Source organism: Streptomyces sp. NPDC015144 (assembly GCF_043079735.1).
Lineage (GTDB): Bacteria > Actinomycetota > Actinomycetes > Streptomycetales > Streptomycetaceae > Streptomyces.
Genome location: NZ_JBIBUU010000004.1, coordinates 141,177 through 161,338 on the forward strand (window position 1 = coordinate 141,177; position 20,162 = coordinate 161,338).

The 20,162-nt window shown below is 73.5% G+C and carries 20 protein-coding genes; 10 read left to right on the forward strand and 10 right to left on the reverse strand.

Annotated elements, in window-relative coordinates:
* Positions 1–59: 59 nt before the first annotated feature.
* Positions 60–956: an NADP-dependent oxidoreductase gene (locus ACF08W_RS09580; RefSeq protein WP_392279064.1), complete on the reverse strand. Its 897-nt coding sequence runs from the start codon at positions 954–956 to the stop codon at positions 60–62.
* A 138-nt stretch (positions 957–1,094) separates the two neighbouring features.
* Here ACF08W_RS09580 and ACF08W_RS09585 point away from each other — a divergent pair, with 138 nt between their 5' ends.
* A complete protein-coding gene (locus ACF08W_RS09585; RefSeq protein ID WP_392278946.1) occupies positions 1,095–1,499 on the forward strand; it encodes a winged helix-turn-helix transcriptional regulator in 405 nt (134 codons plus the stop codon).
* Between the two features lie 43 nt (positions 1,500–1,542).
* Positions 1,543–2,367: a serine hydrolase domain-containing protein gene (locus ACF08W_RS09590; protein ID WP_352275121.1), complete on the forward strand. Its 825-nt coding sequence runs from the start codon at positions 1,543–1,545 to the stop codon at positions 2,365–2,367.
* Here ACF08W_RS09590 and ACF08W_RS09595 read toward each other — a convergent pair.
* The 5 genes from ACF08W_RS09595 to ACF08W_RS09615 form a co-directional block, all read right to left on the reverse strand.
* A complete protein-coding gene (locus ACF08W_RS09595; protein ID WP_352275122.1) occupies positions 2,324–3,400 on the reverse strand; it encodes a hypothetical protein in 1,077 nt (358 codons plus the stop codon). The genes ACF08W_RS09590 and ACF08W_RS09595 overlap by 44 nt on opposite strands.
* A gap of 69 nt (positions 3,401–3,469) precedes the next feature.
* On the reverse strand, positions 3,470–4,582 hold the full coding sequence (locus ACF08W_RS09600) for a polyprenyl synthetase family protein (protein ID WP_392278947.1): 1,113 nt from the start codon (positions 4,580–4,582) through the stop codon (positions 3,470–3,472).
* Between the two features lie 212 nt (positions 4,583–4,794).
* The gene (locus tag ACF08W_RS09605) at positions 4,795–5,343 is read right to left on the reverse strand and encodes a YciI family protein (RefSeq protein WP_352275124.1); all 549 of its coding nucleotides are present in this window, start codon (positions 5,341–5,343) and stop codon (positions 4,795–4,797) included.
* Positions 5,344–5,373: 30 nt separating this feature from the next.
* Positions 5,374–6,228, reverse strand: a complete 855-nt coding sequence (locus ACF08W_RS09610) for a DUF3592 domain-containing protein (RefSeq protein ID WP_392278948.1) — start codon at positions 6,226–6,228, stop codon at positions 5,374–5,376.
* A gap of 72 nt (positions 6,229–6,300) precedes the next feature.
* Positions 6,301–7,404 (reverse strand): hypothetical protein, encoded by a 1,104-nt coding sequence (locus ACF08W_RS09615; RefSeq protein WP_392278949.1) that lies wholly within the window; start codon positions 7,402–7,404, stop codon positions 6,301–6,303.
* A gap of 382 nt (positions 7,405–7,786) precedes the next feature.
* Here ACF08W_RS09615 and ACF08W_RS09620 point away from each other — a divergent pair, with 382 nt between their 5' ends.
* The gene (locus tag ACF08W_RS09620; protein WP_392278950.1) at positions 7,787–8,392 is read left to right on the forward strand and encodes a GNAT family N-acetyltransferase; all 606 of its coding nucleotides are present in this window, start codon (positions 7,787–7,789) and stop codon (positions 8,390–8,392) included.
* A gap of 82 nt (positions 8,393–8,474) precedes the next feature.
* Here ACF08W_RS09620 and ACF08W_RS09625 read toward each other — a convergent pair whose 3' ends face one another.
* The gene (locus tag ACF08W_RS09625; RefSeq protein WP_385204453.1) at positions 8,475–8,861 is read right to left on the reverse strand and encodes a hypothetical protein; all 387 of its coding nucleotides are present in this window, start codon (positions 8,859–8,861) and stop codon (positions 8,475–8,477) included.
* Positions 8,862–8,973: 112 nt separating this feature from the next.
* Positions 8,974–9,636: a pirin family protein gene (locus tag ACF08W_RS09630; protein WP_392278951.1), complete on the reverse strand. Its 663-nt coding sequence runs from the start codon at positions 9,634–9,636 to the stop codon at positions 8,974–8,976.
* 156 nt (positions 9,637–9,792) lie between these two features.
* Between ACF08W_RS09630 and ACF08W_RS09635 the strand changes: the two genes are divergently transcribed.
* From ACF08W_RS09635 to fabF, 5 genes are all read left to right on the forward strand, one after another.
* Positions 9,793–10,992 carry a helix-turn-helix domain-containing protein gene (locus ACF08W_RS09635; protein ID WP_352275131.1) on the forward strand — a complete coding sequence of 400 codons (1,200 nt, stop codon included), beginning with the start codon at positions 9,793–9,795 and terminating at the stop codon, positions 10,990–10,992.
* Between the two features lie 89 nt (positions 10,993–11,081).
* On the forward strand, positions 11,082–11,996 hold the full coding sequence (locus ACF08W_RS09640; protein ID WP_352275132.1) for an ACP S-malonyltransferase: 915 nt from the start codon (positions 11,082–11,084) through the stop codon (positions 11,994–11,996).
* Positions 11,997–12,008: 12 nt separating this feature from the next.
* Positions 12,009–13,040: a ketoacyl-ACP synthase III gene (locus ACF08W_RS09645; RefSeq protein ID WP_352275133.1), complete on the forward strand. Its 1,032-nt coding sequence runs from the start codon at positions 12,009–12,011 to the stop codon at positions 13,038–13,040.
* 63 nt (positions 13,041–13,103) lie between these two features.
* Complete coding sequence (locus ACF08W_RS09650) at positions 13,104–13,352, forward strand: acyl carrier protein (protein ID WP_352275134.1); 249 nt, start codon at positions 13,104–13,106, stop codon at positions 13,350–13,352.
* Between the two features lie 77 nt (positions 13,353–13,429).
* Positions 13,430–14,695 carry a beta-ketoacyl-ACP synthase II gene (gene fabF, locus ACF08W_RS09655; protein WP_392278952.1) on the forward strand — a complete coding sequence of 422 codons (1,266 nt, stop codon included), beginning with the start codon at positions 13,430–13,432 and terminating at the stop codon, positions 14,693–14,695.
* Positions 14,696–14,792: 97 nt separating this feature from the next.
* Here the strand turns inward: fabF and ACF08W_RS09660 are convergent, their stop codons facing one another.
* On the reverse strand, positions 14,793–15,287 hold the full coding sequence (locus tag ACF08W_RS09660) for a DUF3145 domain-containing protein (protein WP_352275136.1): 495 nt from the start codon (positions 15,285–15,287) through the stop codon (positions 14,793–14,795).
* 350 nt (positions 15,288–15,637) lie between these two features.
* Here ACF08W_RS09660 and ACF08W_RS09665 point away from each other — a divergent pair, with 350 nt between their 5' ends.
* The gene (locus tag ACF08W_RS09665; RefSeq protein ID WP_392278953.1) at positions 15,638–16,597 is read left to right on the forward strand and encodes an SGNH/GDSL hydrolase family protein; all 960 of its coding nucleotides are present in this window, start codon (positions 15,638–15,640) and stop codon (positions 16,595–16,597) included.
* A gap of 11 nt (positions 16,598–16,608) precedes the next feature.
* Positions 16,609–17,613, forward strand: coding sequence for an aldose epimerase family protein (locus ACF08W_RS09670; RefSeq protein WP_392278954.1), 1,005 nt, complete (start codon positions 16,609–16,611; stop codon positions 17,611–17,613).
* Between the two features lie 6 nt (positions 17,614–17,619).
* Here the strand turns inward: ACF08W_RS09670 and ACF08W_RS09675 are convergent, their stop codons facing one another.
* Positions 17,620–20,100: a glycoside hydrolase family 3 protein gene (locus tag ACF08W_RS09675; RefSeq protein ID WP_392278955.1), complete on the reverse strand. Its 2,481-nt coding sequence runs from the start codon at positions 20,098–20,100 to the stop codon at positions 17,620–17,622.
* Positions 20,101–20,162: the final 62 nt, after the last annotated feature.

Here is a 20,162-nt window from a genome sequence, read left to right on the forward strand (position 1 = left end):
TCGTGCCCGGACGACCCGTCCCTCCGCCCCCGCGCGGAACGGGCCGAAGGCCCCGGTGCTCAGGGTACGAGGACGATGCGGCCGCGCAGGCCGCCTTCGGCGAGGCGGGCGTGGGCCTCGGCCGCCTCGGCGAGGGGGTGGGTCGCGGCGACGCGGGCCAGCACCTCGCCCCGGTCGGCGAGGCGGGACAGTTCGGCGAGGCGGGCGGCGTCGGCCCGTACGTCCAGGGCGCCGACCCGGACACCGCGCTCGGGCGAGGGCTCCCGGCCCGGCCACAGGCCCACGTAGGCGCCGCCGTCCCGGACCGCGGCCAGCGCCTCCGCGCCCAGCCCCGCGGCGTCCAGCACACCGTCCCAGCCCCCCGGCGCGGGCCGCTCGCCCCGGGGCAGGAAGCGCTCGGCGCCCCTGGACCGGAGGAACTCCTCGTCGGCGGGCGAGGCGAGCGCGGTGACGCCCAGCCCCTGGAGGTGCGCGAGTTCCACCGCGTGGGCCCCGACCGCACCGGCCGCCCCGGTGACCAGCAGCCCCTGCCCGGGGCGCAGCGCCAGGATGTCCAGCGACTGGGCGGCGGACAGCGTGTTGAGGGGCAGCGTGGCGGCGTGTACGTCGTCGAGGCGGGCGGGCGCCGGGGCGACGGCCTCCGTGTCGAGCACCACGTATTCGGCGTGCGTGCCGAGCGGGGTGTGGTGGCCGGTGGACAGGCCGATCACCCGGTCGCCGGGGACCTGCTCCACTCCCGGGCCCACGGCATCGATCACGCCGGCGACGTCCCAGCCCAGCCCGATCCGCTCGCCCGCGCCGCCGAAGACGCCGGAGCGCATGGCCGCGTCCACCGGGTTCAGCGCGGCCGCGGCCACCTTGATCCGCACCTGGCCGGGGCCCGGTACGGGAACCGGGACCTCCGTGATCTCGACCGCCTCGGGTCCGCCGAAACGGGACACGGTCGCGGCATGCATCAGCATCGTCGTTCTCCTCAGGTGGGGGGCGCGGCCCGGGGCCGGTTCTCCGGGCCCGGCCGTACGGCGCCATGATGGAGGGGTACGGAGTCCGCCACAAAAGGCACACGCGTGTGCGGAAGAGGAGGGCCGCAGGCCATGGAGGCAGTCCCCCGGCCCGTCCCGCCCGGCCCCTGCGCCCGCTGGCCGGCGGAGAACGGCGAGGTCATCCGGCAGATCGTCGAGCGGGCGGGCGACAAGTGGGCGGTGTTCGTGATCAGCGCCCTCCAGGACGGGCCGCTGCGCTACACCGACCTCCAGCGCGCCGTCCCGGGCGTCTCCCAGCGGATGCTGACGCACACCCTGCGCCAGCTGCGCCGCGACGGCCTCGTCACCCGGACCTCCTACCCCGAGGTGCCCCCTCGGGTGGAGTACGCGCTGACCGGTCTGGGGACCACGCTTCTCTCCGCCGTGACCCCCCTGATCGACTGGGCCGGCACCCACCACGACGAGATCGCCGCCCACCGCGCCCGCTTCGACGCGGCCACCCCACCGTCCTCCTGATCCGCCCGGGGCCCGTCCTCCCCCGCCCGTTACGCTCGTACGCATGCAGAGCCTGGCGATGACCGACAACTGGCCCGTCCCCACCGCGGCGGCGGCCGTCGTACGAGCGGACGGCACCGTCGTCGGTACGCACGGCCCGACCGCGCACCGCTTCCCGCTGGCCTCGGTCACCAAGCCGATCGCGGCCTACGCGGCGCTGGTGGCGTACGAGGAGGGCGCGGTCGAACTGGACGAGCCGGCCGGGCCCGAGGGCGCGACCGTACGGCATCTGCTCGCGCACACCAGCGGGCTCGCCTTCGACGAGCACCGGACCATGGCCGCGCCGGGCACCCGGCGTCTCTACTCCAACGCGGGCTTCGAGGTGCTCGGCGACCACATCGCCAAGGCCACCGACATCCCGTTCCCGGAGTACGTGCGCCAGGCCGTGCTGGAACCGCTCGGGATGACGGCGACCACGCTGGACGGCTCGCCCGCCAAGGACGGCGTCTCGACCGTCGACGACCTGGTCCGCTTCGCCGCCGAGGTGCAGGCCCCGCGCCTGCTCGACCCGCGCACGGTGGCGGCCGCGCAGACCGTCGTCCACCCCGGCCTCAAGGGCGTGCTGCCGGGCTACGGCCACCAGAACCCCAACGACTGGGGCCTCGGCTTCGAGATCCGCGACTCCAAGTCCCCGCACTGGACGGGCGGTTCGTCGTCCCCGGCGACCTTCGGCCACTTCGGGCAGTCCGGCACGTTCCTGTGGATCGACCCCGTCGCGGGCGCGGCGTGCGTCGCCCTGACCGACCGGGCCTTCGGCCCGTGGGCCGTCGAGGCGTGGCCCCCGTTCACCGACGCGGTCCTCGCGGAGCTGCGCGGCGGCGGCCGCTGAGCCGGGCGCCCTCCGGGGCCCGCCCCCGGGACGCCGTCGCCCCGGCGACGGCCGGGCCGTCCTCGTAGCCGGAGGCGACGGCGAGGGAGGCGGCCCCTCGGTCGTAGCGGGCGGAGCCGGTGATCATCCAGTCGTAGTTGCCGCGGAACATGTGGCGCATCCCGCGTACGTAGGTGTCGGCCGCGGTGCGGTCGGCCGGGCCGAGCCCGAGGTCGTCGTAGTGGGCGGGCAGTCGGTCGGTGAGCCGGCGGAAGCGTTCGCCGGCGTGCCGGACCATCGCCCGGATCTCGGCGACGGCCTCGTCCCGGGTACGGCCGGCGGCTTCGAGGACCAGCACCATGTTGTCGACCTCGCCCCGGTTCTCCTCCCGTTCGACGGCGAAGACGTCGTTCGGCAGGATGGCGAGCTTCGTCGCCTCCTCGAGGAGTGCGCGGGCACGTGGCGTGCCCAGGAACCACTCCGGCGCGTGCCAGTGCTCGACCCGTTCGGCGATCGCCAGGCCCAGGGGCAGCCCGGTGGTGACGTACCGCCGCCGGAGGTACTGGTCGGCGGTCGGCATCGTGCGGCGGATGCGGTGGCCGAGATAGGCGCCGAAGACCGCGGTGTGCTCCTGGCGGACGCGCCTTCGCCACGCTTCCGGCATGCCGTCGCGCAGGCGCTGCCACAGACCGCACCAGGCGGCGCCCACCGGCGTGGCGGGGCGGGACGGTTCGTCGTGTTCGAAGAGAGCCAGCAGGTCGCGGCAGACCTCGGCGGCGTTCTCGGCCCGTACTTCACCGGTGCTGCCGACGAGGTCGTTGACGAGGCTGCACAGAGCCATGTGGTCGGCGGCGAGGTGGAGGTCCTCACCACGGGCGCCGGGGTAGACACGGGCGGCGCAGGTTCCCAGCCGCATGGCCGCGAAGTAGCCCGCCTGCCCCGGTGCCAGCAGATTCTGCGCGAGAACCCACCGCACGAGGTGTTCGTCCGCCGCCGCGGCGTCCGGGCTGACGGCGCTGGGGAAGGGGATGTGGAACTCGACGTCGCTCGGCATGTGTCCTTCGTCCTTCGGCCTTCGGCCAGGTGGAACCGGGAAAGGCGGTGGGCGCGGGCCGGCCTCCGGTCACGGACCGGGGCCGACCGGGTGCCCGGCCGGCTCGATGGCCTCGTCCCCGACGGACCGGTGCGTGAACTGATCGGCGTAGGCGCACATCAGCTCCGCCAGCCGCCGGTCCTTCACCGCGCGGCACACGCAGGAACGCGCCTGCCTCAGGTGGTGGGCGATCGCGCGCTCGGCCCAGTCGCGTCCGCCGCACCGCTCGACGAGGTCCGCCATGCGGCCGAGTTCTCCGTCGTGCGGGCCGTCGGGCCGCTGGTAGTAGAGGGCGAGCTCGTCCTGGAAGGGGTGGCCGGACTCCAGGGCGGCACACACGATACTCGTCTTCTTGCGGGCCCTCAGGTCGTCGCGCCGGGGCGGCACGCCCGTCCCGGGTTCCCCGTAGACGTCCAGAAGGTCGTCACGCACCTGCATGACCCTGCCCAGGTGCCACCCGAAGGACCGCATCAGCTCCGCACGGGCCGGGTCGGCTCCGCCCTGGAGCGCACCGGCCTCGCAACAGGCGGCCACCCAGTCGGAGCTCTTGCCGTCGACGACCTCCAGCGCCTGCCGCAGGGAGGCCCCGCCGCGTCGCTGGTACTGGGCTTCCAGGGCCTGCGCGCGGAACGCCCCGTGCATCGCGTCGAGCAGGACCCGCCGCACTTCGGCGGTGACGGGCGGCGTCCGCCCGGACGGCTCGGTCAGCTCGGTCAGCTCGGTGAGGGCCATCGTCAGCAGGGTGTCGGCGGCCAGGATGGCGGTGGGAACACCGAACGCCTTCCACACGGTCGGAACGCCACGCCGCGCCGCGTCCTCGTCGATGACGTCGTCGCAGATGAGCCCGTAGCCGTGGATGAGAGCACACGCGGCGGCCACCGACCGCGCCCGCCGCCAGGAGCCGCCCCCGACACCGGCGCTGAGCAGGACGAGCGTGACGACCCGGAAGCTGGGGCCCCGGTAGGCCACCGTCCGCCCCGCTTCGTCGACCCACCCGAAGTAGTACGCGCACGGTGTGTGGAGCGGCGGGGGAATCCGGCCGACGACGTCCCGCAGGTGCGGCAGCAGCATCCTGCGTGCGGCCGCGGCGATCTGGTCCGGCAGGACGGGGGGCGGACTTCCCCATTCGGCGCTTCCCGGCATAAGAGTCTTCCGCTCACCGCTCGGCAGGCTGGATCGGCCCGGGCACGGCTCCCGAACGGAACCGCGCCCTTCACTCCCCCACGCTCCCCCTTCATGACGCGCCGGGCACCTCAAGCCGTCCAACCGGGCGACCGCCGTCCGGCCCGGTCCCCGGCCCCCGAGCCTTCCATGGTCGACGTCGCGGTCCGCTCTCCACGCCGGGGCGCGTCAGGTCACGACCGTCCGCCGAACTGCCAGGGGTGCACCTCGATGTCGGCGTACCGGTCCGCCGTCAGGACGGTGCGTGCCGTCCCCGGGTCCGGTGCCCGGAGGAGTGCCGCCGTGCCGAGCCAGGCGGCACCGTCGTCGGAGAGCAGCGGCCCGTAGGCGACCAGTTGGTCCCGGTCGGCCGGTACGGCGAGGTCGGCGGCCTGCCCCGCGCCGAGGCCGAGCACCAGGTACAGGTCGCCGTCGGTCCCGCCGCCGGGGAGCTCCCACATGGTGCGCCCCAGCAGGTTGCGCCACCGCCGCAGCAGTACGTCCCGGTAGACACCGGCCTGGTAACCCGGTTCGTCGAAGGCGAACGCGCGGGCGGCGGCGGGATCGGGCAGGTCGACGATGTGCACGCTGCCCGTGGGCGATTCGCGGTCGTCGGTGAGGGTCGGCCCCCGGGCGATCATCTCCTTCGCGTACCGGTCCATGTAGGACCAGTGTTCTTCCAGCAGTTCGTGGCGGAGTGGCAGGGAGCCGGGGCGGTCACGGTGGTAGCAGAGGAACTCCATGCCCCTATGGTGCCCCGGCCGTCCCCCGCGTCACAGCGCCACCGCTCCCACCACGGCCGCCGCCACCACGGCCAGAAGGACCACGACGTCGATGACCAAGTCCCGCTTGCGGGAACGGCGTTCGGCGTCGGGGTCCACGGCCGGGTCGTCGGGGTCGTAGTGGACCGTGACGGCCCGGCCCCGCGATCCGGCGGGGTCCCGCAGCCCCGACTCGCGGTAGGCTGTGACGGCCCTGCCGTCGAGGGTGGTGAAGGCGAGGACCGGCACCAGGCGGGTGGAGACGTGGCCGTCGTCGGCGTCGACGCTGACGTTCTTGAGCACGGCGACGACACGGCCGGGTACGGCGGTCAGGCCGGCCAGTTCGTCCAGCCGACGGTTCCTGTCGCGGACGTTTTCGGGCAGGTGGTACAGGCCGGAGAGGGCCCACGGCCCGCAGAAGCCGAGCACGGCCCACGGCCAGCCCCGCTCGATCGCGGCGGCGACGACCAGTCCGGCGTAGGCGAGGAAGAGCGCGAAGAGCGGCACGCCCAGACCGCGCCCGCCCCCGGAGAGGTCGCTGGTGAACCGGTGGGCGTGCGGCCTGCCGGGCGGGTAGTGGACGCCGATCTCCCGGCCCGTCCAGGCCGCGCCGATCCGCTCGCCCCGGTCGCCGTCGTTGGTGACGGTGAACTCCTGCCCGGTGGCGGGGTCCTGGAAGGTGACTACCACGGGTATCCCGTCGCTCGGGGAGCTGCCGTGCCGGGGCTCCCCCACCCGCTCGATCCGCCCCCTCGTCCGGACCATGCGCTGCTCCCGGGTCGCCCCGGCCAGCGACCGCCCGAGGCCGACCAGCGCGACCGTGCCGCACACACCGCACCACAGCGCCAGATATCCGTGCCAGCCCATCCGATTTCCTCTCCTGACACTTCGAGAGTCCGAGGGACGGCCGCCGTCCGGAGCGGTGTGGTCCCGGGCGCGTCACCGTACGGGTGCGCGCCGCACCACCTCGCCCTGTCCGTTCGCCTCCAGGGACGCCACTCCGTCGGGACCGGTCACGACGACCCTGACGACGAGGGAGCCGGTGAGGCGGTCGGCGGTGATCTGCCACGTCCGCGGGGAGCGGACGCCGAGGGTGGTCGTGGCCTCCTCGACCAGGGCGGGGAAGCGGTCGCGGGGCAGCGCACCGGGGGCGAACCCCGGCGCCGGTGTCCCGGACGGCAGGAAGACCACCGTCAGCATGCGTTCCTGTACGACGAGGGTGAGTGCCCGGCGCGCCCGCCCGCCCTCGGTGAACGAGCCCAGGGCACGCGCCAGTTCGCCCTTGTCGAGGAACGACCGTCCCGGCCCCAGGGTGACCGTTCCGGACGCCGACGACACGGCCGTGGTCGACGCCGTGGAGGAGGCGGAGGGCCGTGGTTCCGTGGCGCCGCCCCGGCCGGAGGGGTCCGTACCGAAGAGGTCCGCGCGGAAGAGCAGGATCACGGCGAGCGCGCCGACCAGCAACCCGAGAAGCGCGACCAAGCCGTCGGCGCGACCCTCCGGCGGCTCGGCCCACCGGGCCGCCCCGGCCCCGGGCACCGCGTCGAAGCGGGCTGAGGCCGCCCGGTCCTCCCACTCCGGTGTCGGCCGCTTCACGATCCGCACCCGCCACGGCCGGTCCGGGGGGTACTGGACCACCACAACACCGCGCGGCCGGTAGTCGGGCAGCTCGACGAGGTTGACGTCCTGCGTGAACTCCACCCGGAACGGCGCCCCGTCGTCCGCTACGACCGTGAGCCCGAACCGCACCGGCACGTCGCTCGACTCGCCCCCGACGGCCTCCAGGGCCTCGATCACCGCGAGCGCCGTCCGGGGCACGACCGCCGCCTCGCGGGCACGCCTCGGCGCGCCGGCGAGGAAGAGCAGCGCCCCGTACACCAGGGGCAGGGCGAGCCCCGTGACGAACAGCGGCACGCTCTCGACGATCGCGCCCACGACGAGCGCGGCGAGCGACGCCCCGGCCACTCCACCGGTGAGGAACCCCCGGGCGAGCCGGACAGGCGTGTGGTGCGTGGGCGGCGGCGCGCCCGGGGCGGTCGGCATAGGGGCGATTGTGCTGGGCCGGGGCGGTGGCCGGTAGACCTCGCGCGGCGGAATCGGCCGCTCTCTCTACTCCGCAACCCTGTCCAGCCGCCAACCCACCATTCCCGTGGCCCCCGAAACCTCCTCGGCCTTGATCACGACCGTGGTCGCCGGTGCCGTGATTCGCTGGTGGACCGGAGCGCCGTCGCAGTCGATCCTCCGACGGGCACGGTCCTCGCCCGTCACGGACAGAACGATCTGCCCGGTTCCGGCGCAGGCGACCTGGAGCCCGTACGAACGCCCCCTTCTTGCCGGATTTCGCTCAGGTGATCCGATCAACAGGTGCTTCGCACCGGCCGTACCCATGGCCTCTGCGGCACGGGCGGACCTACACTCCTCGGCCATGGCCGACATAGTCCGCGCGACCGCCGCCGACGTCCCCGCGCTCGCCGCCGTGCTCGCCGACGCGTACGCCGAGGACCCCGTCTGGAGCTGGCTGATGCCGCGCGACCGGGACCGGCGGCTGCGGCTGCTGTTCACCGCGCATCTGGCCCAGCAGGTCCCGGCCGGGCGGGTGTGGACCGATCCGGAACGCACCGTCGCGGCGGTGTGGGCGGAGCCCGGGGCCTGGAAGCTCCCGGCGACGTACCTGCTGCGGAACGCGGGGCCGCTGCTGCGCGCGACCCGGGCCCAACTCCCGCGCACCATGGGACGGTTGTTCACCATGGAGCACCGCCATCCGGCCGGGCCCGAGCACTGGTACGTGGAGTACATCGGCACCCGGGCCGAGGCGCGCGGCACCGGGCGCGGGGCGCGGGTGCTGGGCGGGCTGCTGGAGCGGGCGGACGCGGACGGGCGGCCGGTCTTCCTGGAGTCCAGCAACCGCCGCAACCTCACCTTCTACCAGCGGCACGGGTTCGCCGTGCACGAGGAGATGGCCTTCCGGTCGGGGCCGCCGATGTGGTCGATGTGGCGCGGGGACCACGGTCCGGGACCGGGCCCGGCGTGACGTTCTTCGGGCCCACCGCCCCGGACCGGCGCGCGAAGGACCGGCCCCGGACGGTGGGAGCCGACTACCGCTACGGCTAAGGCTAAGGCTGGATGACGACCGAGTTGATCGGGGTGAGGTTCATCCACACACCGCCGCCCGGAGGGATGGGGGCTTCGCATCCCGTGCCGTTGCTCCCCGTGCACATCCGGATGGTCCAGCCGTCGGTCTGGTTGTTGTAGATCCAGTGGTAGCCCTCCTGGGAGTAGAGCTTGTGGACACCGGCCTGGAAGTACTGGTTGGTCGGCTTGCTGTTCCGGTAGTCGAAGACGCCCTCCGGGTAGATGCACGCGGATCCGGAGTTGCACCCGTACCGGGCACTCGCCGCCTCGACGGCCGACGCCGACCCCGCGGTGACCCCCGCCAGCAGGCCCGACGCGAGAGCGATCGACGCGGTGCCGCCCGCGAGTGCGCGCTTGAAGTGCTTCATGGGTCTCCCCCTGTGGAGCGGTTGGCTGACGCCGAAAGACTGCGGCAGCTCTCCCACGCCACGCGCGACCCTTTGGCCCCAGCCACATCGTTGGCCGCGCACCCGCAGGGCCTCAGCCCGCGAATTCCCAGACCAGGACCTCGGTCGCCGGGCCGTCCGCGAGCAGGCTCAGCCCTTGCTCGCCGCTGATCCGTACCGAGTCGCCCGGCCCCAGCTCCTCGTCGCCGAGCCGTACCGTGCCGGACACCACCTGGACGTACACCTTCGGCGCGTCCGGCAGCCCGACCCGCTCCCCCGCCGCCGGGCGGAGCGCGTGGAGCACGGCTCCGGCGGCCGGTACGGCGTACGGGTCGCCGGCGCGGACCGGGCCGGGGACGACGGTGTACGCGGGCTCGCCGCCCGGTTCGAGGGGGGCCAGCCACATCTGGACGAAGGTCAGCGGGGTGTCGCCGTCGTTGCGTTCGACGTGGCGGACGCCGGAGGCGGCGCTGAGGTGCTGGAGGTCGCCGGGGCGTACGCGGGTGGCGTGGCCGGTGGAATCGCGGTGGGTCAGCTCGCCCTCGACGACCCAGGTGACGATCTCCGTATGGCTGTGCGGATGCTCCTCGAAACCGGCGCCGGGCTCCAGCCGTTCCGTGTTGCAGGCCATGAGCGGGCCGAAGCGGAGATTGTCCGGGTCGTAGAAGCCGGCGAAGGAGAAGGCGTGCCGGGACAGGATGCCTGCCGCCCGGTCGCCGCCCAGGTAACGGTCCTCGGCGCGGTGTACGGAGATCACCGGGCCACGGTAGCCCGGCCGGGGCGTGCGCGGGGCCACCCGCCCCCTGGCCACGGCGGGGCGCGCGGATCGCCCCGGGGGCTCCCTACCCGCCGGTACACCCCGTGGCGGCCCCGGCGCTCCGTGTCCGTCGTCGGATGAGGCAGTCTTGTCTGCGTGTCCCGACCCGATCCTGAGCAGCCCGATGCCACCGCCGCCCATCTGCACGCGGCGACCCTGAAACGTCTGGAGCAGTCGTCCGGCCGGCTCGCCGCGAACGCGATCGCCCGCATGGACGAGTCGCTGCCGTGGTACCGGGCGATGCCCCCGGAGAACCGGTCCTGGATCGGCCTGGTGGCCCAGGCCGGTATCGCGGCGTTCACCGAGTGGTTCCGGCATCCGGAGACCCCGCAGGCGATCTCCACCGATGTGTTCGGGACGGCTCCGCGCGAGCTGACCCGGGCGATCACGCTGCGGCAGACCGTCGAGATGGTGCGGACCACGATCGAGGTGATGGAGGCCGCGATCGAGGAGGTCGCGGCGCCCGGCGACGAGTCGGTGCTGCGCGAGGCGCTGCTCGTCTACGCCCGGGAGATCGCCTTCGCGACCGCCCAGGTGTACGCCCAGGCCGCCGAGGCGCGCGGCGCCTGGGACGCCCGGCTGGAGTCGCTGGTGGTCAACGCGGTGCTGTCCGGCGAGGCCGACGAGGGCGCGGTGTCGCGGGCGGCGGCGCTCGGCTGGAACTCCCCCGAGCACGTGTGCGTGGTGCTCGGCACCGCCCCGGACGGGGACAGCGAGCTGACCGTGGAGGCGATCCGGCGGGCCGCCCGGCACGCGAAGCTCCAGGTCCTGACCGGGGTGCTGGGGAACCGGCTGGTGGTCATCGCGGGGGGCAGCAACAACCCGATACACGTGGCGAAGGCGCTGATCGGCCCGTATGCGGCGGGTCCGGTGGTGGCCGGTCCGGTGGTGCCGGACCTGCTGGCGGCGACCCGGTCCGCGCAGGCGGCGGCGGCCGGGCTCAAGGCGTCCTGCGCCTGGCAGGACGCCCCCCGCCCGGTGCTCGCCGACGACCTGCTCCCGGAGCGGGCGATGGCGGGCGATCCGGCCGCACGCGATCAGCTGGTGGAGGAGATCTACAGACCGCTGGAGGAAGCGGGATCCGCGCTGCTCGAAACGTTGAGTGTCTATCTGGAGCAGGCGAGCAGTCTGGAAGGCGCGGCCAGGATGCTCTTCGTCCACCCGAACACCGTGCGCTACCGGCTGCGACGTGTGACGGACGTCACCGGGTGGTCGCCGTCCGATGTCCGCTCGGCCTTCACGCTGCGGATCGCCCTGATTCTGGGGCGCTTGGCCGCCCGGGATCAGCAGCCCTAAACTTTTGTCGGACCTCAACAATTCCCCCTACCGTTCTTCGTCCCTGTCCCCACGGGTCTTCGGAACCGTTCACAAGAGAGAGTGTGAGGGTGCTCGTACTCGTCGCTCCTGGCCAAGGCGCTCAGACGCCCGGCTTCCTGACCCCCTGGCTCGACCTCCCCGGTGCCGCGGACCGCGTCGCGGCCTGGTCGGACGCCATCGGGCTCGATCTCGTCCACTACGGCACCGAGGCCGACGCGGAGGCGATCCGTGACACCTCGGTGGCGCAGCCGCTGCTGGTCGCCGCGGGGCTGCTGTCCGCCGCCGCGCTCGGCGCGTCGCCGGCCGTCGTCGCGGGGCACAGCGTGGGTGAGATCACCGCCGCCGCCCTCGCCGGGGTCATCGGCGAGGAGGACGCCCTCCGCCTCGTCCGTACCCGCGGGCTCGCGATGGCCGATGCCGCCGCGGTCACCGAGACCGGCATGGCCGCCCTGCTGGGCGGTGACCCCGACACCTCGGTCGCGCACCTGGAGAAGCTGGGGCTGACCCCGGCCAACGTCAACGGCGCCGGCCAGATCGTGGCCGCGGGCACCGCCGAGCAGATCGCCGCGCTGGTCGCCGCCCCGCCGGAGGGGGTGCGCCGGGTGGTCCCGCTCAAGGTCGCCGGCGCCTTCCACACGCACCACATGGCCCCCGCCGTCGAGCGGCTGCGCGAGGCCGCCGCGGCGCTGACCCCCGCCGACCCGGCCGTGACGTACGTGTCGAACGCCGACGGCAAGGCCGTCGCCACCGGTGACGAGGTCCTCTCGCGGCTGGTCGGCCAGGTCGCCAACCCGGTCCGCTGGGACCTGTGCATGGAGACCTTCAAGGAGTTGGGTGTCACGGCGCTCGTCGAGGCGTGCCCCGGCGGCACGCTCACGGGGCTCGCGAAGCGCGCGCTGCCCGGTGTGAAGACGGTCGCGCTCAAGACCCCCGACGACCTCGACGCGGCCCGTGCTCTCATCGCCGAGCACGCGGGCGCCTAAGGAGCGAGAGAGATGTCGAAGATCAAGCCCAGCCAGGGCGCCCCGTACGCACGGATCATGGGGGTCGGCGGCTACCGGCCGACCCGGGTCGTGCCCAACGAGGTGATCCTCGAAACGATCGACTCGTCCGACGAGTGGATCCGCTCGCGTTCGGGCATCGCCACCCGCCACTGGGCCTCCGAGGAGGAGACCGTGGCCGCGATGTCCGTCGAGGCGTCCGGCAAGGCCATCGCGGACGCCGGGATCTCGCCCGAGCAGATCGGTGCCGTGATCGTCTCCACCGTCTCGCACTTCAAGCAGACCCCGGCCATCGCGACCGAGATCGCCCACCTGGTCGGCGCGGGCAGGCCCGCCGCCTTCGACATCTCGGCCGGTTGCGCGGGCTTCGGCTACGGGCTGACCCTCGCCAAGGGCATGATCGTCGAGGGTTCGGCGGAGTACGTGCTGGTCATAGGCGTGGAACGGTTGAGCGACCTCACCGACAAGTCGGACCGTGCAACGGCCTTCCTGTTCGGCGACGGCGCCGGCGCGGTCGTCGTCGGCCCCTCCAAGGTGCCGGCCATCGGCCCGACCGTCTGGGGCTCCGAGGGCGACAAGTCCGAGACCATCAAGCAGACCGTCGCCTGGGACGCGTTCCGTTCCGGCGACGGGTTCCAGCTGCCGCTGGACGCCGAGGGGAACGTCAAGTTCCCGGCCATCACGCAGGAGGGCCAGGCGGTCTTCCGCTGGGCCGTCTTCGAGATGGCCAAGGTCGCCCAGCAGGCGCTGGACGCGGCAGGGATCGCCCCGCAGGACCTGGACGTCTTCATCCCGCACCAGGCCAACATGCGGATCATCGACTCGATGGTGAAGACCCTGAAGCTGCCGGAGAACGTGGTCGTCGCCCGCGACGTGGAGACCACCGGCAACACCTCCGCCGCCTCGATCCCGCTCGCCATGGAGCGGCTTCTGGCGACTGGTCAGGCGAAGAGCGGCGACACCGCTCTCGTCATCGGCTTCGGGGCGGGTCTCGTCTACGCCGCGACGGTCGTTACCCTCCCCTAGGCACACCGGGCCGTTCGGTCCCACCAGCCTCAACCTGCTACTAAACCTCTAAGGAGCGTCAAAATGGCTCACACCCAGGATCAGATCGTCGAGGGCCTCGCCGACATCGTCAACGAGATCGCCGGCATCCCGACCGAGGACGTCAAGCTGGACAAGTCGTTCACCGACGACCTGGACGTCGACTCGCTGTCCATGGTCGAGGTCGTCGTCGCCGCCGAGGAGCGCTTCGACGTGAAGATCCCCGACGAGGACGTCAAGAACCTCAAGACGGTCGGCGACGCCGCCGACTACATCCTGAAGCACCAGGCCTGATCCGGCCTGCCCCTGTGTCGCCACCCGGCGGTGGCGCCGCTGATTCACGACCCTCTACACGTGGAGAAGATTTTCCAGTGAACTCGACCAATCGCACCGTGGTCGTCACCGGTATCGGCGCAACCACTCCGCTGGGTGGCGACTCGGCGTCGACCTGGGAAGGTCTGATGGCCGGTCGTTCCGGTGTCAGGCCCCTCGAGGGCGAACGTTTCGCCGAGCTGCCCGTCCGGATCGCGGCCCGCGCGGCCGTCGACCCGGGCGACGTACTGCCCCGTCCGCTCGCCCGCAAGCTGGACCGCTCGGCGCAGTTCGCGCTGATCGCGGCCCGCGAGGCGTGGAACGACGCCGGTTACACCGGCCGGGCCGGCGACGAGGACGAGAAGGTCCGGCCCGAGCGGCTGGGCGCGGTCATCGCCTCCGGCATCGGCGGTGTGACCACCCTGCTCGACCAGTACGACGTGCTCAAGGAGAAGGGCGTACGCCGCGTCTCCCCGCACACCGTTCCCATGCTCATGCCCAACAGCCCGGCGGCCAACGTCGGCCTGGAGGTCAACGCCCGCGCCGGTGTGCACACGCCGGTCTCGGCCTGCGCCTCGGGCGCCGAGGCGATCGGGTACGCGGTCGAGATGATCCGCACCGGCCGCGCCGACGTGGTCCTCGCCGGTGGCACCGAGGCGGCGATCCACCCACTGCCCATCGTCGCGTTCGCCAACATGATGGCGATGTCCAAGAACAACGAGGAGCCCCAGAAGGCCTCCCGCCCGTACGACACCGGCCGTGACGGCTTCGTCCTCGGCGAGGGTGCCGGGGTCGTGGTCCTGGAGTCCGCGGAGCACGCCGCCGCGCGCGGCGCCAAGGTCTACTGCGAGGTGCTGGGCCAGGGCCTCTCCGCCGACGCCCACCACATCGCGCAGCCCGAGCCGACCGGCCGGGGCATCGCCGCCGCGCTGGAGGACCTGCTGGACCACTCGGACCTCAAGCCGTCCGAGGTCGTGCACCTCAACGCGCACGCCACCTCGACCCCGCAGGGCGACATCGCCGAGGTGAAGGCGCTGCGCAAGGTCCTGGGCGACGACCTCGACCACGTCGCGATCTCGGCCACGAAGTCGATGACCGGTCACCTCCTCGGCGGCGCGGGCGGCATCGAGACCGTCGCGACGGTGCTGGCGCTGGTCAACCGGATGGCCCCGCCGACGATCAACGTCGACCAGCTCGACGAGGACGTGGACGCGGACATCGTGCGCGACACGCCCCGGCCGCTGCCGCAGGGCTCGATCGCCGCGATCAACAACTCGTTCGGCTTCGGCGGCCACAACGTGGTGCTGGCCTTCCGCAGCGTCTGACCCGCCTCGCGGTCCGGTTCTCCCGGCCCGCGCACCGGCACACGGCCGAGGCCCGCCTTCCCCGCGCGTGGGGAGGCGGGCCTCGGCCGTGTCCTGCTCAGACCACCTGGTGGAGCCAGCGGACCGGGGCGCCCTCGCCCGCGTGCCGGAAGGACTCCAGCTCGTCGTCCCAGGGCTTGCCGAGAAGCTTGGCGATCTCGGCCGCCAGATCGCTCTCGCCCTGCTTCGAGCGGGCCAGCGCGGCCCGCAACCGGTCCTCGGGCACCAGGATGTCGCCGTGGACCCCGGTGACGGCGTGGAAGATGCCCAGGCCCGGCGTGGAGCTGTAGCGCTCGCCCTCCGCCGTGGCGCTCGGCTCGGCCGTCACCTCGAAGCGCAGCATGTCCCAGCCCCGCAGCGCGGAGGCCAGCTTGGACGCCGTGCCGGCGCGGCCCTGCCAGGAGAACTCGGACCGCCAGGTGCCGGGCGCGGCGGGCTGTCTGATCCAGTCGAGCTGGACCCGGACGCCGAGAACACCCCCGACCGCCCATTCGACGTGGGGGCAGAGCGCGCGCGGTGCGGAGTGAACGTACAGAACTCCACGTGTCGTCACCGGGACCTCCAGTGTGGAACGAAGTTCGTCTTCTCCTGCGGCCTCGCGTCCGAACCGTCGATTATCGGCCGGATCCCGAGGTTGTCATCAGTAAACAGCATCGGGGTGAAGCTCCTGAAAAAGGACAGTATGTGACGTGGTGTGATTTCCGGAAAGCCACTCAAGTGGAGCCGAGTGGGGGACAGCGCCGCCGGTCCGACGAGGAAAAGCTACCGCGCGGCGGGGGCCCCGGTGTGACGTACGGTCGGTCCTGGGCCCTTCCTTCGCTCAGCTTTCACCCGCCAGGGCGTCGGGGCCTTCCGACCGGTGCCACCAGGGGTTGCCGGGGGCATAACCGAGGGGACCACGGCATGCAGGACCGCTCTTCCCGCCACCGTCCGCACAGCGCCGCCGCCCGTCCGCACACCGCTGCCGCCCGTCCGCGTACCGCCGCCGGCCGTCCCCGTGCCGCCGCGGCCCTGCTGGCGGCGGCCTGGCTGCTCGGTACGGCGGCGCTGGCCGGTTGCGACTCCGGTGCAGAGAGCACGACGAAGGGGGCCGCCGCCCGGCCCGCACCGGTCTGGGACCGGAAGCCGGGATCGGTGGCCGCGGTGGGCGACTCCATCACCCGGGGCTTCGACGCCTGCTCGGTGCTGGCGGACTGCCCGGAGGTCTCCTGGGCGACCGGCACCGACGGCGAGGTGCGCAGCCTGGCGGTGCGGCTGCTCGGCGGCACGAAGGCCGCCTCGCAGAGCTGGAACCACGCCCGGACGGGGGCCCGGATGGCGCAGCTGCCGGAGCAGATGGCGCTGGCCGCGCAGGAGCGGCCCGATCTGGTGACGGTGATGATCGGCGCCAACGACGCCTGCCGGGACTCCGTCCGGCACATGACCCCGGTGGCCGATTTCCGCAGCTCGTTCGAGGCGTCGATGCGGCAGCTGCGGGCCGGTGCGCCCAAGGCGCAGGTGTACGTGTCGAGCGTGCCGGACCTCAAGCGGCTCTGGTCGACGGGGCGCGACAACGCGCTGGGCAAGCAGATCTGGAAGCTGGGGATCTGCCCGTCGATGCTGGGCGGCGCCGACGACCTGGGCCCGGAGGCGACGGCCCGGCGCGCGGAGGTGCGGGAGCGGGTGGTGGCGTACAACGAGGTGCTCCGGGAGGTCTGCGGGAAGGACCGGCTCTGCCGCTACGACGGCGGCGCGGTCTTCGACTACCCGTTCACCGGTCGGCAGCTCAGCCGGTGGGACTGGTTCCATCCGGGGCGCGACGGGCAGGCCCGGCTGGCGGAGATCGCCTACCGCAACGTCACCGCCGCCCGGCCTCCCGCATAAGCTTGCGGATCATGATCACGGGTTCGGGTTCGGGTACGGCGGTACGGGCGGACGGTTTCGGCACTCTCGCGGACGGCACTCCGGTGCACCGCTGGACGCTGGAGCGGGACGGCACGCGGGTGCGGGTGCTGACGTACGGCGGGATCGTCCAGTCGGTCGAGGTGCCGGACCGGGACGGGGCGCGGGCGGAGATCGCGCTCGGGCTGCCGGACCTGGACGGGTACCGGACGTTCACCGGCCCGTACTTCGGCGCGCTGGTCGGGCGGTACGCGAACCGGATCGGCGGGGCCCGCTTCGAGCTGGACGGGCGGACGTACCGGCTGACGCCGAACGAGGGGCGCAACCAGGTGCACGGCGGGGCCGTCGGCTTCGACAAGCGCGTCTGGCGGGCCGACGAGGTGGCGGACGGTGTCGAGCTGTCGCTGGTCTCCGAGGACGGCGAGGAGGGCTTTCCGGGCCGCCTGGCGGTGCGTGCCGCGTACACCCTGGAGGCGGGCGGGGCGCTGCGGATCACCTATCGGGCGACGACCGACGCGCCGACCGTGCTGAACCTGACGAACCACACGTACTGGAACCTGGCGGGTGCGGGCGGCGGCAGCGCGCTGGGGCAGGTGCTGCGGATCGCGGCCGGGCGGATCACCCCGGTGGACGCCGAGTCGCTGCCGACCGGTGAGCTGCTGCCGGTGGCCGGGACCCGGTTCGACTTCCGCGAGCCGGTGCCGGTCGGTGCGGGCTACGACCACAACTTCGTGCTGGACGCGCCGGGCGCGGGCCCGGCGGCCGAGCTGTACGACGCGGGCTCGGGGCGGGTGCTGACGGTGACGACGACGGAGCCGGGGCTCCAGCTCTACACGGCGGACCACTTCGACGGGCGCCCGTTCGGCCCGTGCGCCGGGGTCGCGCTGGAGACCCAGCACTTCCCGGACTCCCCGAACCGGCCGGAGTTCCCGAGCACGGTGCTCCGGCCGGGCGAGGAGTCCGTCTCGACGACGGTGTACGGCTTCTCGGTGCGCTGAGGCCCGTTACCCGCCGATCTCCACGGCCGCCGTCAGGCGTACGTCGGCGAGCGAGCGGGTCGCCTGGACCTCGTAGCCGCCGGGCAGCCGGGTCCAGCCGTACGCGTCCTCGTCCCAGATCTCGTAGCCGCGCGGGTCCAGGGCGATCGTCACCTCGGCGCTCTCGCCGGGCGCCGCCTCGGCGCGGGCGAAGCCGACGAGCCTGCGGGCCGGGCGGTCCGCGGTGTCCTGGCGGGGCGCCAGGTAGATCTGGACGGTCTCGGCGCCCGGCCGGGTGCCGGTGTTGCGGACGCGCACGGTGGCCGTGTCCGGGCCCGCGGTGAGGCTCTCGTACGCCCAGGTGGTGTAGCCGAGTCCGTGGCCGAACGGGTAGGCGGGCGTGGCGCCGGCCCTCTCCCAGGCCCGGTAGCCGACGAAGACGCCTTCGTCGTACGGGAGTCGGCCGCCGGTGGGGGTGGTGTTCGCGACCGGTACGTCGGCGAGGGCCACCGGCCAGGTGGTGGGGAGCCGGCCGCCCGGTTCGGCGGCGCCGAGCAGGACGTCGGCCAGCGCGTGTCCCGCCTCCTGTCCCGGGAACCAGGCGAGCAGCACGGCGGCGACCTCCTCGCGCCACGGAAGCTCCACCGGGGAACCGGAGTTGACGATCACCACGGTGTTCGGGTTGGCGGCGGCGACGGCGTGGACCAGCTCGTCCTGGTGGCCGGGGAGGCGCAGGTCGGTGCGGTCGAAGCCCTCGGACTCGACGCGTTCGGTGGTGCCGACGACGACGATCGCGGTGTCGGCGGCGCGGGCCGACTCCACGGCCTCGGCGATCAGTTCGGCCGGGTCGCGGCGCGGGCCGAGGTGGCAGAGGGCGAACGAGACGCCCAGGACCGGCGCGTCGTCGCCGAGGGTCTCGGGGAGCTGGCGCAGCGAGACCTCGACGGGCTCGCCGGCGGTGAGGGTGGTCCGGCCGCGCTCCAGCGGGTTGCCGAAGAACGCCTCGCCGGGGTCGGCGGAGACGACCCGGTGCACCTCGTCGTACAGGGTCTCGCCCGCGACGGTGAGGGTGAGCGCGCCGGTGCCCCGGGTGCCGAAGACGTGCTCGCCGCTGTCGCGCGGGACGAAGGTTCCGGTGATCTCGACGCTGTGCAGGGCGGCTCGGGTGACGCCTTCGGGGAGGTCGTCGCCGATCCACTGGACGGTGCCGCCGGGCAGCGGTGCGGAGCCGAGGACGGCGCCGGTCGCGTCGTAGCAGACGGCGCGCAGCTCGAAGCCCTGGTCGGCGGGGGTGAGTTCGGTGTTGGGGTCGGCGCCGACGCGGTAGTCGACGGTGCCTTCGGGGAGGGCGGCGCGCAGGCCGTCGAGCGGGGTGACGACATGGTCGGGGAAGACCTGGGCGGAGCCGCCGCCGAGGACCCGGGCGTCGCGGGCGAGGGCCCCGCTGACCGCGACGGTGCGGACGGCCGCCGGGTCGACGGGGAGGGCGGGGCGCCCGTCGCGCGTCTCGTTGCGCACCAGAACGAAGGAGCGGCGGGCGATCTCGCGGGCCAGCGCGTCGCCGTCGGTCTCCGCCGGGAGGTCGGCCGGGGCGACGGCGGGCGGGGCTCCGTCCAGGAGGCCGACGCGGGCGGCCAGCCGCAGCACGTTGCGGACGGCGCCGTCGACGACGGACTCCGCGACCTCTCCGGCCCGTACCGCCTCGGCGAGGGCCTTGCCGTACACCGTCTTCGGGCCGGGCATGGCGATGTCGAGGCCGCCGTAGGCGGTGGCGGCGGTGGAGCGGGCGGCCAGCCAGTCGGAGACGACGCAGCCGTCGAAGCCCCATTCGCCGCGCAGCACCGTGTTCAGCAGGTAGTGGTGCTCGGTCATGGTGGTGCCGTTGACCCGGTTGTAGGCGGCCATGATGCCCCACGGGTGGGCGTTGGCGACGATCCGCTCGAAGGGCGCGAGGTAGATCTCCCGCAGGGTCCGCGGGGCGACGACGTTGTCCACGGTGAAGCGGTCCGTCTCGGCGTCGTTGGCGACGTAGTGCTTGACGGTGGTGCCGACCCCGCCGTCCTGCACCCCGCGCACATAGCCGGTGCCGATCTCGCCGGTGAGGTACGGGTCCTCGCTGTACGTCTCGAAGTGGCGCCCGCCGAGCGGGGACCGGTGGAGGTTCACGGTCGGGGCGAGGAGGACGTGGACGCCCTTGCGGCGGGCCTCCTGGGCGAGCAGCCGGCCGGCGCGGCGGGCCAGGGCGGGGTCCCAGGTGGCGGCCAGCGCGGTCGGCGAGGGCAGGGCCACGGAAGGGTCGTCGGCGCTCCAGGCGACGCCCCGGACGCCGATCGGCCCGTCGGACATCACCAGCGGGCCGAGCCCCACGGCGGGCAGCGCCGGCAGCGACCACATGTCCTGACCGGCCAGCAGCCGCGCCTTGTCGTCGAGCCCCAGCGCGGCGAGCGCCGCTTCGACCGCCGCCTCGCGGAGCTCGTCGGGGTGGGTGGGTGTGGGCGCGTCTGCCACGGCCGTACCTCCGCGTCGGTTTCTGTGCTGTCGGATTCGGTTGCTGTGTGCCGACTCCATAC

Bases quoted from the DNA above. Each gene is read 5' to 3' on its own strand.
- ACF08W_RS09580 (WP_392279064.1), bottom strand. From the start codon at position 956: ATGCATGCCGCGACCGTGTCCCGTTTCGGCGGACCCGAGGCGGTCGAG.
- ACF08W_RS09585 (WP_392278946.1), top strand. From the start codon at position 1,095: ATGGAGGCAGTCCCCCGGCCCGTCCCGCCCGGCCCCTGCGCCCGCTGG.
- ACF08W_RS09590 (WP_352275121.1), top strand. From the start codon at position 1,543: ATGCAGAGCCTGGCGATGACCGACAACTGGCCCGTCCCCACCGCGGCG.
- ACF08W_RS09595 (WP_352275122.1), bottom strand. From the start codon at position 3,400: ATGCCGAGCGACGTCGAGTTCCACATCCCCTTCCCCAGCGCCGTCAGC.
- ACF08W_RS09600 (WP_392278947.1), bottom strand. From the start codon at position 4,582: ATGCCGGGAAGCGCCGAATGGGGAAGTCCGCCCCCCGTCCTGCCGGAC.
- ACF08W_RS09605 (WP_352275124.1), bottom strand. From the start codon at position 5,343: ATGGAGTTCCTCTGCTACCACCGTGACCGCCCCGGCTCCCTGCCACTC.
- ACF08W_RS09610 (WP_392278948.1), bottom strand. From the start codon at position 6,228: ATGGGCTGGCACGGATATCTGGCGCTGTGGTGCGGTGTGTGCGGCACG.
- ACF08W_RS09615 (WP_392278949.1), bottom strand. From the start codon at position 7,404: ATGCCGACCGCCCCGGGCGCGCCGCCGCCCACGCACCACACGCCTGTC.
- ACF08W_RS09620 (WP_392278950.1), top strand. From the start codon at position 7,787: ATGGCCGACATAGTCCGCGCGACCGCCGCCGACGTCCCCGCGCTCGCC.
- ACF08W_RS09625 (WP_385204453.1), bottom strand. From the start codon at position 8,861: ATGAAGCACTTCAAGCGCGCACTCGCGGGCGGCACCGCGTCGATCGCT.
- ACF08W_RS09645 (WP_352275133.1), top strand. From the start codon at position 12,009: ATGTCGAAGATCAAGCCCAGCCAGGGCGCCCCGTACGCACGGATCATG.
- ACF08W_RS09650 (WP_352275134.1), top strand. From the start codon at position 13,104: ATGGCTCACACCCAGGATCAGATCGTCGAGGGCCTCGCCGACATCGTC.
- ACF08W_RS09665 (WP_392278953.1), top strand. From the start codon at position 15,638: ATGCAGGACCGCTCTTCCCGCCACCGTCCGCACAGCGCCGCCGCCCGT.
- ACF08W_RS09670 (WP_392278954.1), top strand. From the start codon at position 16,609: ATGATCACGGGTTCGGGTTCGGGTACGGCGGTACGGGCGGACGGTTTC.